This window comes from Emticicia sp. BO119, assembly GCF_013912375.1.
In the GTDB taxonomy this organism is placed as follows: domain Bacteria; phylum Bacteroidota; class Bacteroidia; order Cytophagales; family Spirosomataceae; genus Emticicia.
In genome coordinates this window covers 163,425-177,739 of the sequence record NZ_JACETV010000010.1, presented here as the reverse complement: position 1 = coordinate 177,739, position 14,315 = coordinate 163,425, and the positions used below count along the sequence as shown (strand labels likewise).

General features: G+C 34.4%; 11 protein-coding genes. 5 read left to right on the top strand and 6 right to left on the bottom strand.

Going from position 1 to position 14,315, the window contains the following annotated elements; genetic code table 11:
* Positions 1–7: 7 nt before the first annotated feature.
* Positions 8–427 (top strand): gamma-glutamylcyclotransferase, encoded by a 420-nt coding sequence (locus H1R81_RS24605; RefSeq protein WP_181843410.1) that lies wholly within the window; start codon positions 8–10, stop codon positions 425–427.
* 197 nt (positions 428–624) lie between these two features.
* Entirely contained in the window at positions 625–3,117 is a 2,493-nt protein-coding gene (locus H1R81_RS24600; RefSeq protein ID WP_181843409.1) for a DUF5686 and carboxypeptidase-like regulatory domain-containing protein, read from the top strand.
* On the opposite strand, the gene H1R81_RS24595 is transcribed toward H1R81_RS24600, so the two are convergent.
* From H1R81_RS24595 to H1R81_RS24585, 3 genes are read right to left on the bottom strand one after another with little or no spacing between them, the layout of a single operon-like run.
* The gene (locus tag H1R81_RS24595; protein WP_181843408.1) at positions 3,118–4,107 is read right to left on the bottom strand and encodes a hypothetical protein; all 990 of its coding nucleotides are present in this window, start codon (positions 4,105–4,107) and stop codon (positions 3,118–3,120) included.
* Between the two features lie 23 nt (positions 4,108–4,130).
* A complete protein-coding gene (locus H1R81_RS24590; RefSeq protein WP_181843407.1) occupies positions 4,131–6,173 on the bottom strand; it encodes a sialate O-acetylesterase in 2,043 nt (680 codons plus the stop codon).
* 21 nt (positions 6,174–6,194) lie between these two features.
* Positions 6,195–8,387, bottom strand: a complete 2,193-nt coding sequence (locus H1R81_RS24585) for a glutamine synthetase III (RefSeq protein WP_181843406.1) — start codon at positions 8,385–8,387, stop codon at positions 6,195–6,197.
* A 193-nt stretch (positions 8,388–8,580) separates the two neighbouring features.
* Here H1R81_RS24585 and H1R81_RS24580 point away from each other — a divergent pair, with 193 nt between their 5' ends.
* Entirely contained in the window at positions 8,581–10,419 is a 1,839-nt protein-coding gene (locus H1R81_RS24580; protein WP_181843405.1) for an LTA synthase family protein, read from the top strand.
* Between the two features lie 2 nt (positions 10,420–10,421).
* A complete protein-coding gene (locus tag H1R81_RS24575; protein WP_181843404.1) occupies positions 10,422–10,688 on the top strand; it encodes a ferredoxin in 267 nt (88 codons plus the stop codon).
* A gap of 99 nt (positions 10,689–10,787) precedes the next feature.
* Here H1R81_RS24575 and H1R81_RS24570 read toward each other — a convergent pair whose 3' ends face one another.
* Together H1R81_RS24570 and H1R81_RS24565 are read right to left on the bottom strand one after the other, a co-directional pair.
* Positions 10,788–11,318 carry a ferritin gene (locus tag H1R81_RS24570; RefSeq protein ID WP_181843403.1) on the bottom strand — a complete coding sequence of 177 codons (531 nt, stop codon included), beginning with the start codon at positions 11,316–11,318 and terminating at the stop codon, positions 10,788–10,790.
* Between the two features lie 114 nt (positions 11,319–11,432).
* Positions 11,433–11,798 (bottom strand): DUF6686 family protein, encoded by a 366-nt coding sequence (locus H1R81_RS24565; RefSeq protein ID WP_181843402.1) that lies wholly within the window; start codon positions 11,796–11,798, stop codon positions 11,433–11,435.
* Positions 11,799–12,670: 872 nt separating this feature from the next.
* Here H1R81_RS24565 and H1R81_RS24560 point away from each other — a divergent pair.
* Entirely contained in the window at positions 12,671–13,687 is a 1,017-nt protein-coding gene (locus tag H1R81_RS24560) for a glutamine synthetase beta-grasp domain-containing protein (protein WP_181843401.1), read from the top strand.
* Positions 13,688–13,749: 62 nt separating this feature from the next.
* Here the strand turns inward: H1R81_RS24560 and H1R81_RS24555 are convergent, their stop codons facing one another.
* Complete coding sequence (locus tag H1R81_RS24555) at positions 13,750–14,238, bottom strand: GNAT family N-acetyltransferase (protein WP_181843400.1); 489 nt, start codon at positions 14,236–14,238, stop codon at positions 13,750–13,752.
* Positions 14,239–14,315 lie beyond the last annotated feature (77 nt).

Sequence of the window (14,315 nt, the reverse complement as noted above, 5' to 3'; positions counted from 1 at the left end):
CAAAGAAATGACTGAAAACGAATATTTATTTGTTTACGGTACTCTTTTAAGTGAGTACGGTAATATTGAATCGCACGATTGGGTAAACAGGTTTGCAGAACCAATGGGTAAGGCTATTATGGAAGGGAAAATGTACATGGTAGATTATTATCCCGGAATAATACCTTGCCAAAGTGGAGAAAAGTATTTTGTTAAGGGCGAATTATACCGATTAAAAGAGCCAGACAAATTGTTCTCTCTATTAGATAAATATGAAGAATATAACCCTATGGATCCGGCGCATTCTGAATATGTCAGAAAGAAGGCGACAGTAATTCTTAAAAGTGATGGGCAAGAGTATGAAGCTTGGGTTTATTATTTTAATCAGTCGGTTGAAGATTTGGAATTTATGCCTAAGGGAGATTTTATCAATGAATATCACAAGTAGAAATTTTTATTCAAATCAGATCAATCATTTACAAATTTCTATTAATCATTTTACTTAGTTCCTTATATCGATACGGAGACTTTTTTGTATTTTTCAAACAATATCTATCATATTAATGCGTATTTCATAAAATGAAGCAACCAATCGTTGGGGATACTCGTTTTATCATTTAGATTAGAGTATTGAAAAATTGTGAAATGAAGCAACTATATTTTTTAATTATATATTTATCCTCAACTTTAGTTTCCGCACAAAATACTTATACAATAAAAGGAAAAGTCACTGATTTTGTTACACACGATCCTATTCCTTTTGCCTCTGTCAGTATTAAAAACTCAACAATAGGAAAAAACACCGACTTCGAAGGCAATTTTGTTTTTCAACTACCAGGTCTTATTTCTGACTCTCTTTTTATAAGCTGTATGGGTTATACTCCAAAGACAGTTTTTATTAGACGAGACTCCCTTTCTCAAACTCTTAATATTCAACTAAGACCTGCCGATATTATGTTACATGAAATAACTGTGCATGCGGGAGAAAATCCTGCCTGGGGCATCATCAGAAAAGCAGTATCGGCAAAATCGGAAAATAATTATAAGAAAATCAGTGGTTTTGATTATATAAGTTATAATAAAATTGAGGTTGACATCAATAACATCAGTGAAAAACTAAGAAAACGAAAAATTGCAGAAAAAGTCAATAAAGCCTTAGAAGATATGGGTACGTTAACTGATGATGAAGGAAATGTTTTAGTACCCACTTTTATATCAGAATCTATTTCTCATTATTATTTCAGAAATGACCCCCGTTTATCCAAAGAAATCATTGAAAAAACAAATATTAAAGGGATTGGTGTTACTGACGGAAGCCTCACAGCACAATTAATTGGTTCTACTTTTCAGCAATATAATTTCTACGTGAATCAGGTAGATGTTCTGAACAAGAATTTCGCTTCACCAATTGCTGATGACTGGCGGCTGATTTATGATTATTATTTAGCAGACAGTAGCTATATCGGAGAAGACTTCTGCTATCGAATTGAGTTTACACCCAAGCGAAAGCAGGACTTAGCGTTTGCAGGAACTATATGGATTAATAAGGGTTCATGGGCGATTGCACAAATAGACGCCACTATTACAAAAGATGCAAACCTGAACTTTGTTGAACGCATCAAGATTCAACAAGAATTAGAACCTGTTGATAGTATATGGATGCCTGTAAAGAACCGTATTGTAGTAGATGTTTCAGAAATTACAAAGGGATCTGCCGGTATGCTATTGAAGTTCACCAATTATAATGAAGATATAATTGTAAACAAGCCCAAAGACGTGAGATTCTATGATAGAGGTATTGAAATTTTACCTGATTATAGAGAGACTAATAAGAAATACTGGCAATCTGTCAGACCTGAACCTTTTACAGATAAAGAGCAATTAGCTTATAGCATGATTGATACAATCAAGACTATTCCGGCTATTAAAACCTATACTGAAATTGCTAAAATATTGTCAAGTGGTTATACGCGTTTGTTTACTGGTATAGAGTTAGGGCCATTAGTATATTCAGGAGCCTATAATAATATTGAGGGTCTAAGACTAAGGTTAGGATTAAGAACTAATTATGAATTCAGCAGAAAATGGGTTTTAGAGGGGTATCTGGCCTATGGGACAAAAGATGAAGCCTGGAAAATGGGGGGTGAAATTACGAAGATTTTCTCAAGAAAGCCCTGGACTACCTTAAATCTAAAGTTTTCAAGAGATATTGAACAAGTAGGCCTACGAAAGGAGGATTTAGGGTTAGGAGCTGTTTACTCGGCATATATGCGTTTCTTTACCTTGATGCGCCCCTTTTATGAGAATGAGAATAAAATTCAATTTCAGCGTGAAGTTTCCAAAGGAATTTTTACTTCTTTCGGTTTTAGAACCAGAAGTTTTGACCCTCTATATCCATTCGAATATAGAATTCGGCCTGAATTAGGCAATGACTCCCCAATGACTACCAGATTCAATACATCAGAATTTTTGTCTGAAGTTACTTTTGCAAGAGATGAACTGGCAGTTATTAATGATAATGAACGTTTAAGCTTTGGTACGGTAAAATCTCCGACTATTACCGTTAAATACGTTTTAGGGGCTAAAAATCTATTAAATAGTGATTTTACCTACCATAATATCTCCGCTAAGTATAGTCATACATTGAATTTAGGTTATTTTGGCAAGACTTATTATAGGGCAGAAGCAGGCGCTATTTTAGGAACGGTTCCTTATCCACTATTAAAAAGCCATTTAGGTAATGAAACTATTTTTATAGTTGGGAATTCATTTAACCTGATGAATAACTTTGAATTCGTAAGTGACCGTTATTTTTCACTTAGATACACGCATGATTTTGAGGGATTACTTTTTAACCGATTCCCACTTGTAAAAAAATGGAAATGGCGTACATTTACAACAGGCAAGTTCTTATGGGGAACTTTAACTGACAAAAATTATGACATGACCCCTCAGAGATCAGAAACAAATTTCAGAAACTTTTCAAGTCTTGATAAAACCCCTTATATTGAATTAGGCTACGGTGTAAGTAATATTCTTAAATTTTTGAGGATAGAAGCCATGCATCGCTTGACTTATTTAGATAAACCGGATATTAAAAAATTTGGAGTTAAATTTTCGGCAGAAATATCATTATAACTATTGATAGATTTTCTTCATAATATCCCTGGCAACATTTGGTTTATAATGGTAAATTTCATAATAATTTGTCTTATCGTTGGTATATTCATTCTGGCCTGAGAAATCATAAATATGCTCTTCACCAAAGAAACCTTTCAAAGTTTTCAAATCGTCATCATTAAAATATTTCTGGTCATAGGTTGGGCCTAAAACAATTTTAAAATTTGTATGATTTCTTTCAAGTACCTCTTTTATTCTTTTCAAGTATTGGTTCTGATAAGGCTTAATAACTTTGGCAACAATTTGTCGTTCTGCACTTCTGGTGTAAAAGAAATTAGGTTGGTTATAATATCTGACTGAATCGCTTTTAATTTCATTTATATAGCTCGTAAAAATAAAATCATTTACTACAGGTGTATAATTAATTTTCCTGAACTCAAGAAATGTCTTCATATAATTACGGAAACTCTTAAAAATCATGTAATCGTAAAAAGCTGCGAAAAAACCTTGCGAGAAATAAGAATTCAGGAAAATTGTATGGTATTTTAACCAAGGTAAATTACTAACACGATAATCTTGTATAAATACACAACCTGAAGTATCTTGTTCATATTCAAAAATACTTCTGTCCCAAACTAATAAAGCATTGTCTATTTTATTACCTTGCTTCTCAATAAACTCTAATTTTGTTGCAATACCATATACTGTTTCACAAGAAGCATCAAAATGATACGGAGTTTTATCATTAATATGCTTTCCCCAATCATTCGTGTAAAAAACGCTTGAGCGAGAACTGCCAAAGATAAAAGACCTATAATTATATTTAGTATTATTGTTCAGAAAAACCTGGGTGCTAATGCGATCCCTGTTCAGGCTTTTTGCATAATTATCAGGATATGATTCGTATGCATGTAAAATTTGGAATGGATCAAAAATAAAATAGCCAATACCCAACAATAGTACTGGTGACAGAAAAATAAGTATCTTTTTGAAAAACTTTAAAAACATCGGTAAAAAAATTAAAACACAGATTAATCAATAATAAGCTTTTTAGTAATTTTCTGATTATCAGTTGTTATTCCCTCTATCAAATAAATACCAGGGTTAAGTTTTGATGTTGGAAATACCACACTTCTACCAATTACAGGGATTTTCAGGATAGTGCTCCCTTGATTGTTTGACAATCTCAACTCTGAAACAGAGGCGCGAATATTAATATTTATATCAGACCCTTTAGAAGCAGGGTTCGGAAATATCAATACGTCATTTTCAGTCTCAGTAAAGCCAATAGGGTTGAGAGGTAAGGTGGCCATCACATTATTACTAAAAACTTCATCATCTATGCTAACTCGGTAATAATACGCTACCCCTTTTTTTACTTTCAGGTCTAAATAACTTCCTGAAGTTTGAGACAAGAGTATTGTTGCGATTTTTACAAAGTTATTAGGAGATCCGACAGACTTTTCAACTGAGTAAACAAGGTTATTTTGCCCACTCCAGAATAAGGAAAAGCCATTATGCGGCCCAGAATTCAAACTGACATCTAAAACAGGTTTAGGTGTATTAACATGCAAACTTATCGGGAAATTCTTAAATGTAAAGGCTCTCAATCCTCGGGAATTTTTAAGGTAAGGTATTCCCATCAAAGACTCTGAATTAAGCGTAAAATTATCGGGGCAATAGGTTACTTGTCTTGCATTACTTGGCTCTGACAATTTTAATTTTATTTTATTGCCTGTTGCCGAACCACCAACAACCTTACCTCCTTCTCCATCAAGATAAACATAGTCTTTAAAAAATGCTACTCCCCCACCATTTTTGGTAACACTATAATTTGGATATTGCATTTTCTGGTTTTTATCAAATTCTAAAGTCAATGAATCTCTGTTCTCTGAGAAATAAGCTTTTTTTATATTAGGAGTATGCACTTCTGATGTGTCTGTACTATTCATAAAATCTTTGGCAATTAGCCTTGACAACTCCTGTCCATTCTGTTGGTACCCTTCAAAAGTATAATGCAATCCATCAAAGCCCGGTGTTCCTATGGTAGATAATCCTTCACAGTCTGGATATATCTGATTAACTTTTCTTTGGAAATCTCTTAAATCTCCTGCTTTATTATTATCAGTCCAGTAAATATTATTCTGAAACACATAGATTTTCTTAACTCCAGGATAGTCCTCAAGAATTTGTTTTCGTAATTGTGCAAATTTACCTGGGTAAACCTCAGCACGGTTTGCTTCAAAGGCTTCGCTTTCTCCCTGTCGCCAAATAAAAATCTTTGCAGTCTTACTTAAACCAACTTTATTAGCTTTTTTAAGCATCTGACCGTAATAGTATTGGATATCCTCATGATTTTTTTCATTACGTATCATCAATTCATCAATGCTTTTGTTCCCTACAGCTCCATTAATAACTCCAATCGGTACTTTATATTTTTCAATCAATTGTTTCTGAATTTCCAGGCCAATCAAACCCGACATATAGTAATTCCATTTCATTGTCGGAAACCACGAATAGTCATTGGTCTGAAAATTTGCAAAAGTAGTACGTCCATACTTAAATTCATCTTTAAATTTAAGCAGTTCATTCCCGTCATTTGCCTCTGCATTTGACTGTCCATAAATAATAATGTTATCTCCGCATAGCACCTGGGTAGCCTCCCTTACCAGTACAGAATCAGGTCCTTTAAAAGCGTAAAAATAAAATTCATATTCAACTAAACCAGAGGTAATTAATGGCTGAAACAGGAAAGGAGCATTCAGTAAGTCACCCGGTTGAAATATGAGTTTTTGTTTTTTATAATAAATGTCTTTTTTATCCTTTTTGGCTATGACAGCTACATCCGTAAATCCTTCCGTGTACAGTCTTCCTTTAATAGTCACTGTTCCTCTATTCAGGTCATCACGCTGGTAAATTTGGGCCGTAATCGGGAATTCATCATAAATTACTGCCTGAGAATAGGCTGAAAATGAGAAAATAGAAATTAATATCCCAGAAATAAAAAAAGTTTGTCCAATTATTGCAAACCGGACAAACCTTTTTACTTGTATGCAGATTGTTTTTGTATTCATTCAATATGACTGACAAAATATTTAACGAATATACAACAATTCTCTATATTTAACAAGTGGCCAGTCTTCATCATCAATCAATAGTTCCAGTTTGTCAACTGGGTATCTGATTTCATCAAAGAAATTCTTGATATCATTACCGTACAATTTTGCACGTGATTCTAAATCTTCCACTGCATTTGCATTTTTACGTGCTTCTGTCATTTCCTCAACTTTCTTTGAAATTTCAGAAACCCGTGCCGATATTTCTTTAATGATATTAACAACCGGTTCTGCTTCGCGATGCAGCTCCATATCTTTTAAGGATTTGGCTGTCTGTACCAGTTTAGCTTGGTAATTAATAGCAGTAGAAACCACATGATTCATGGCTAAATCGCCTATTAAACGAGACTCAATCTGAATTTTTTTAATATAATTTTCTAACTCTATTTCATAACGTGCATGAATTTCTCTCTCGGTCAATACACCTAATTTTTCAAAAATCTCTATAAATTCAGGTCTTAAATAGGCCTTTAGTGCTTCTGGGGTACTGGCTACATTAGATAAGCCTCTTTTCACCGCTTCAGCTTTCCATTCTTCAGAGTACCCATTTCCTTCAAACAATATTTTTTTTGAATCTTTAATATAGGTTTTCAGAATTTTCACAATCACCTCTTCTTTTTTTCCTTCATGATCTGTCATTTCAGCATCATAAGCCTCTCTGAATTTTATCAGTTGATTGGCAACTATAGTATTAAGAACCATCATTGGCTGCGCTGAGTTAGCCGAACTACCCACAGCTCTGTATTCAAACTTATTCCCGGTAAAGGCAAATGGAGATGTCCGATTTCTATCAGTATTATCTAATAGAATTGATGGAATCCTGTTCAGCCCTAATTTAATATAGGCGTTTTCTCCTTTTTCAATCGAAACTATTTCCTTGTTCTCAATGTCTTCCAGAACCTTAATCATTTGAGATCCCAGGAAGATAGAAACAATAGCAGGTGGTGCTTCATTGGCACCTAACCTATGTTCATTTCCGGCGGTAGCAATACTTGCCCTTAGTAAGTCAGCGTTATCGTGTACAGCTTTAATAACATTAACCAGAAAGGTTACAAAACGTAAGCTTTCTTTAGGTTTAGTACTTGGACCTAAAAGGTTTACACCAGTATCAGTTCCTAATGACCAGTTATTGTGCTTACCACTACCATTTATTCCTGCAAATGGTTTTTCATGAAAAAGAACCTCAAAATTGTGCTTTTTAGATACTTTACGCATCACATCCATTAGAAGGATATTATGATCACAGGCAAGGTTTACTTCTTCAAAAGTTGGAGCAGCCTCAAATTGAGCAGGGGCAACTTCATTATGTCGGGTTCTTACCGGAATTCCAAGTTTTAAACATTCAAATTCAAAATCAACCATAAAAGCATTTACACGCGGTGCTATACTTCCAAAGTAATGATCTTCCAATTGCTGCCCTTTAGCCGGTGCGTGTCCGAAAACAGTACGGCCCGACATCATTAAATCTGGACGAGCATTAAATAGTGCTTTATCGACAAGGAAATATTCTTGCTCTGCACCCAAAGTTGCCGAAACTTTTTCAACATGACGGTCGAAAATGGTGGCCACATCAGTAGCAGCTTTATCTAAAGCGTGTAAGGATTTAAGCAATGGAGACTTAGAATCTAATAGTTCTCCTGTATATGAAACAAAGATTGACGGAACACAAAGTGTACCTGTACCAGCCTCATTGTAGATAATAAATGCAGGTGATGTAGGGTCCCAGGCTGTATATCCTCTTGCTTCAAATGTCGCCCTTATACCGCCACTCGGGAAAGATGAGGCATCGGGTTCCTGCTGTACTAATGAACTTCCCTTAAACTTCTCTAAAGCTTTTCCGTCGATATTAATATCAAAAAAAGCATCGTGTTTTTCTGCCGACCCCCCTGTTAATGGTTGAAACCAATGGGTATAGTGAGTTGCACCTTTTGAGACAGCCCAGGATTTCATAGCAGAAGCAACCTCATCTGCAATCTCACGATCTATTTTTTCGCCACTCTTAATAGCTGTTGTTACCTTAGTATAAGCCTCAGGCGAAAGCATGGCACGCATTACATCATCGTTAAAAATGTTGGCACCATAATATTCTGTTACCTTACCAGCAGGTATGTCTACTTTGATAGTTTGACGGCGTTGCGCTTCATCAACCGCCTTAAATCGTAATCTTGCCATTTTTTATTAGTAGTTTTGTTGGTATGTCCTATATTTGGGGTTAAAAATAGAGAAAGAACATTGATAAAAAAAACATTTATGCTTCTAACAGGTATAATTTTAGCCATTATGCTGTTATAAACTGACAATATTTATAATAATAAGCATACGATAAATAAACCTGAACTGAAACTTATTTTACTAAACAGATTCGATGAAAGAACGCTTACAATTTTTACTTATTTATTATGGTTTTTGGGTAATTTTTTTTCTGGTTGCCAGAGTAATATTTTTAGGTTATCATATTGAAGATACGAAGTTATTAACGCTTCAGACTATATGGGGTATTTTCTGGAATGGAATACGAATGGACTTCTCAATGGCTGGTTATCTCTCAGTTATTCCGTTCCTGTTGGTTTCTCTATCAAACTTCATCAAAAAAAGCAGGCTTGAAAACTGGATTTTTTCTTATACATTTTTAATGGTACTGATTGCAAACCTGATTATTGTGATTGATTTACAGGTTTTCAATACTTGGGGTTACCATTTAGATGCTACACCGCTTCGTTATCTGAAAACCCCTCGGGAAGCATGGGCCTCCGTAAGTTCTTCTCCATTGGTTCAGTTATTTATCAGTTTTTTAATCTTGCTGGTTGTTGCTTCACTGATTGTTTATAGAATTATAACCAAAAACATTGATAACTGGAATCATATCGATAATATTCCATTTATACCGATAGCTATAGTATGTACACTTGCCCTTTTTGTTCCGATCAGAGGAAGTCTTGGTATCTCACCTATGAATCAAAGCACTGTGTACTTTTCAACAAATAATTTTGCCAATATTGCTGCTGTCAATCCAACCTGGAATTTTTTCAGTTCTCTTGTAAACGGTTCTTATGATAAAGTCAATCCATATACTTATTTACCCAAAGAAGAATTAAGCAATAATATTAAAGAGCTTTATGAAAACTCAAACACAACAAATAGTGTTATCAGAAATGATATAAAAAAACCAAATGTACTGATTATTATTTGGGAGAGTTTTACCAGGAAGGTAACCAGTCGAACAATTGGAGGCACTGAAGTAACGCCACGATTCAATGAGTTAAAAAAAGAAGGTATCTACTTCTCTAATATGTTCGCCAGCGGAGATAGAACTGACAAAGGTATCCCTGCAATTCTAAGTGGGTATCCGGCACAACCTATGGCTTCAATTATTACTGAACCAAACAAATCATCAAAATTGCCGGTTTTAAGTAAAGATTTTGAAAACAATTCATACTCAACAGATTTTTACTATGGTGGAGAGGTAGAATTTGCCAATATCAAATCATATCTATATTCAGCTGATTTTCAAAAAATTGTTAGTAAACAGGATTTTGATTCTAAGTACTGGAATTCCAAATGGGGAGCTCATGACGATATTGTATTCAAGAAGTACCTAAATGACCACTCCACAATTAATCAACCTTTCTTTTCAACAATATTAACCTTGAGTAGTCATGAACCATTTGAGATTCCTACTAAGAATACATTTGAAGGTGATGATGAGGAGTCAAAATTTATGAATGCAATGTTTTATGCTGATCAGTCGTTAGGTAATTTTATTGATTCAGCCAAAAGACAACCCTGGTGGTCAAATACGCTCATTATTATTGTTGCTGACCATGGGCATAGAATTCCAGAAACTGACAAAAAAGTAGATGATTTTAAGATTCCAATGCTATGGCTTGGCGGTGCCTTAGCTAAGCACGGTTTTGAAATGGAAGGAATAGCCTCGCAGATAGATATATCAGCTACACTACTTAAACAGCTTGGCCTGGATGCTTATGCTTATAATTGGAGTAAAAATATTTTCGATCCTAAAACAAAGCAATGGGCTTTCTTTTCGTTTAATAATGGATTTGGGTTTATTCAACCCAAACAAGAATTGATTTTTGATAATATTGGTAAAAAGATGATTCAATTGAACGGATCATTAAACACACATGATATTGATTTAGGTAAAGCATTAATGCAAAGAACTTTTCAGGATTATTTAGACAAATAGCTATGAGCAAAATAGATATACCCAACCATACTATTTTCGTTTGTGATGGAAGTAAATGTGGCAAGTATAGCAAAGAAATTCGTCGGGTTTTTAAAGATAAAATCAAAGATAACCATTTAAAAGGAGAGGTAATTTTGATAAAAATGGATTGCTCTGATAATTGTGACCACGCTCCAGTAGTAAGTTTTCAACCCGAAAACATCTGGCATGGAGAGGTAACGGAGAGAAAAGCCGAAAAATTTTTTGACAGGTATATCTTAGAACGATAAGTAAAAATGAGTCATCCCGGATTTTAATTAATTGCCTGCTTAATTAACAATTAATCAAAATCCGGGATGACTCATATCTATTCAACTAATTAAAAAATCTTATTCTGCTTCTCCACTACCAATTTTACCGATTTCTTTATCGATAACAAATAGGCCGGTACCATCTTTTCCAATCACATCAAATAATTCGATAGCCCGACGAGCGTTTGCTTCTTCTTCAACTTGTTCTTTTACAAACCATTGTAAGAAGTTCTCTGTAGCATAATCCTCTGCATTACGAGCCTTAGTAACCAATTTGTTAATGGCGTGCGTTACATTAATTTCGCTTTGTAGTGCATCTTCGAAAATACTTTGGAAAGTCCCCCACTCTACCTGTGGTGTTCCTACTTCAGGGCTGATAGCCGTGCCACCCACAGATGCCACATAGTGGAAGATTTTGAGCATATGCTCACGTTCTTCATTTGACTGTTTATATAAATAAGCGGCGCTTTTCAGATAACCATTTCGCTCACACCATGAGCCCATCGATAAATACTTGGCAGAAGCCTCCGCTTCCATTTTTATCTGTCCGTTTAATGCGGTTTCTATCTCTTCTTTTAAGGAGGTGCGAAGTCTAACTAAATCTTTCATATTCTATAATAATGTTTTTTCAAATGTATAACATTATTACAAACCAAGTAGTAAAATTGTTCAAAATATGACCTAAAGGAGCAAAATTTAGAGATATTCTAAATATAATTAGGATTAAATAACCTCATATTCGCCTAAAACTTCGTTCAGGAAAGAATTTACGTATAGGGCAAATCTGGCTCCTGACAGTAATTCTCTTAAATGAATAAGCTCACAAAGATGAAGAGTAAAGGTTTGATTGGAATTGGGAGCGTTGATAATATCGAAGTCTGCTTCGTCTGATAAATCGTAGAGTTTATCAATGATGTTTATGCCGTCAATTAGTCTCTTGAAATTAATAAAGTTATGAACCTTGAAAGCGGTAGTAATACCGCCGAATTCTAAAAAGATTCTGTTTGAAAGATTACACTGATAAGCTTGTCCTTTAGTAGTTTTATATAACTCTATTTGCGAAGATTCCATTACTTGTTGGCACTCCATTTCTAATTGACTTAAAATGATGACACAAAAGTATAGCTTATTTAGAATAAATCCAAATTTAATTAGGAATTATTTGGAACGGGTCTAAATAGTCTTAATCAAAGCGCTTGAAGAATAATACATTAGTATGATTTCACCAAAAATCTCCCGCAATACCTTTGAATAAGAATCAAAAATTGGAAATTTATAAAACGCCCGGTTGCGGAAACTCAGTATTCAATAATCATTCATAACCAGCCCTCAGCATTAAAACTATTAGAAAGACCGAAGAAAAAGAAAGACCACAAGCGCAGTGAAGGCGGCGAAGGTATAAATGCATTCAAGTACTATTTATCAGATGCAAAACAATGAAACTTTTAAGATATTAACTTTTAAAACGAAACCAGAAAAGGTTACCAATATGGTGGGAACCTTTTTGGCTGAGGGCAGTAATCATAGCCACTACCAAAGAAGCAGCGCCATGAATAATCATTAAAAATAGCGCAATTTATTTAGTTATTTCTACTTAAAATCATACTTCCTGAAAGAAGTATTAATTCTTAAAAAAATCAAATCCGACAAAAATGCAATTTTCACAATTATTAGTACAATTTTCCGTTATATAATAGATATTTTTTATTTTTTCTAAAAAATGAGGTTTCAAAAAAGTAGCTACGATTCATTTTTTTATACTTTTAAGTCAAAATAAGAATATAGTTTATTTACAAATCAGAAAGCAATCTTAATATTTCCATAATTAATTGTATTATTTAAAGAATATACAATTTTAATCTAAAATAATTAGACTTCACAGAATCTTATATTGTTTTTTGAGTATATATTTGTAACATATTCTTTGATTAATAACCGAAACATATTAAAAAATTACAACAATGGCAGTAGCTAAATTAGAGTACATTTGGCTTGATGGTTACAAACCAACACAAAGCCTTCGCAGCAAAACCAAAATAGAAAAAAATTTCAGTGGTAAATTGGAAGATTGTGATATGTGGTCATTTGATGGCTCATCTACAGAGCAAGCTCCAGGTGGTTCATCTGATTGTTTGTTAAAGCCTGTATATATCTGTCCTGACCCTGCTCGATTAGGTACAGGCTATTTAGTAATGTGTGAAGTATTAAATTCTGATGGCACTCCTCACGAGTCTAACGGCCGTGCTACAATCGAAGATGATGACAATGATTTCTGGTTTGGTTTTGAGCAGGAATATTTCTTGTGGAATCCTGAAACTAACAAACCACTTGGTTTCCCTGCAAACGGTTACCCGGCTCCACAAGGGCAATATTATTGTTCGGTAGGTGCTGCTAATGCATTTGGTCGTGAAATTATTGAAGAACACCTTGAAATCTGTTTACAGGCAGGCTTGAACGTTGAAGGGATCAATGCTGAGGTTGCTGCTGGTCAATGGGAATTCCAGGTATTTGCTAAAGGTGCAAAACAAGCAGGTGACGAAACCTGGATTGCACGTTATTTCTTAGAAAGATTAGGTGAAAAATATAATGTTGCTATTAACTGGCATTGTAAACCATTGGGTGCAACAGACTGGAATGGTTCAGGTATGCATGCTAACTTCTCAAATACAATTTTGAGAACTGCCGGTAAAAAAGAAACTTACGATATCATCTGTCAAGCGTTTGCTCCATTCGTGAAAGAACACATTGCAGTTTATGGCGCTGATAACCATTTACGTTTAACTGGCAAGCACGAAACGCAATCAATTGACAAATTCTCTTATGGTATTTCTGACCGTGGTGCATCAATCCGTATCCCGATTGCAGCGGTTCAGAAAGGTTGGAAAGGCTGGTTAGAAGACCGTCGTCCTAACTCTGCGGCAGACCCATACAAAGTGGCCGCTCGTATCATCAAGACCGTAAAAACAGCAGAAGTTTAAGATTTTTTCGAATAATATTTTGTTTACAAAGCCTCATGACACTGTTATGAGGTTTTTGTTCTTTATTGTTTAATCATTTTTGTAAACAAATAAACCGTATTCCCGTTCCGCTCTATTTCCTGACTCTCTTTAATCAGTCCCATTTTTCTTAAAACTTTCATTGATGCAGGATTTCTGGCGTCTACATAACCAATAATTTTATCAGGGTTCAGATTTGCCAAGGCATAGTCTATCATTGTTTCAGCCATTTCAGTTGCATAACCCTTTCCCCAATACTCTTCAAACACACTATAACCTACTTCAATCACCCCCTTTGGTTCTTCAACAAATTTTACCAGTCCAATAACTTTTTGATTGGTATTATCTATTACAAAATAATTACCAAAAATCGGGTCGTCAGTATATCTCAAATATCTCTGAATCGCTTCTTCGGTTGTAAGTGCATGACCTGTAATGTATTTCATAACATTATAGGTAAACCGAATCTCATTAAATTTATGAATTGATGTTTCTTTAACTTTCAGAAAATCAAATCTTGAACTTTTTAACATAAAAAGGTATTGTTTTTCGGGGTGATGAAATAATAGTAGTGCTGGTTTTCAATGTAATAAGAGCAAATCTATTAATT

Bases quoted from the DNA above. Each gene is read 5' to 3' on its own strand.
- H1R81_RS24565 (WP_181843402.1), bottom strand. From the start codon at position 11,798: ATGGAGTGCCAACAAGTAATGGAATCTTCGCAAATAGAGTTATATAAA.
- H1R81_RS24585 (WP_181843406.1), bottom strand. From the start codon at position 8,387: ATGGCAAGATTACGATTTAAGGCGGTTGATGAAGCGCAACGCCGTCAA.
- H1R81_RS24575 (WP_181843404.1), top strand. From the start codon at position 10,422: ATGAGCAAAATAGATATACCCAACCATACTATTTTCGTTTGTGATGGA.
- H1R81_RS24570 (WP_181843403.1), bottom strand. From the start codon at position 11,318: ATGAAAGATTTAGTTAGACTTCGCACCTCCTTAAAAGAAGAGATAGAA.
- H1R81_RS24580 (WP_181843405.1), top strand. From the start codon at position 8,581: ATGAAAGAACGCTTACAATTTTTACTTATTTATTATGGTTTTTGGGTA.
- H1R81_RS24605 (WP_181843410.1), top strand. From the start codon at position 8: ATGACTGAAAACGAATATTTATTTGTTTACGGTACTCTTTTAAGTGAG.
- H1R81_RS24595 (WP_181843408.1), bottom strand. From the start codon at position 4,107: ATGTTTTTAAAGTTTTTCAAAAAGATACTTATTTTTCTGTCACCAGTA.
- H1R81_RS24555 (WP_181843400.1), bottom strand. From the start codon at position 14,238: ATGTTAAAAAGTTCAAGATTTGATTTTCTGAAAGTTAAAGAAACATCA.
- H1R81_RS24600 (WP_181843409.1), top strand. From the start codon at position 625: ATGAAGCAACTATATTTTTTAATTATATATTTATCCTCAACTTTAGTT.
- H1R81_RS24560 (WP_181843401.1), top strand. From the start codon at position 12,671: ATGGCAGTAGCTAAATTAGAGTACATTTGGCTTGATGGTTACAAACCA.
- H1R81_RS24590 (WP_181843407.1), bottom strand. From the start codon at position 6,173: ATGAATACAAAAACAATCTGCATACAAGTAAAAAGGTTTGTCCGGTTT.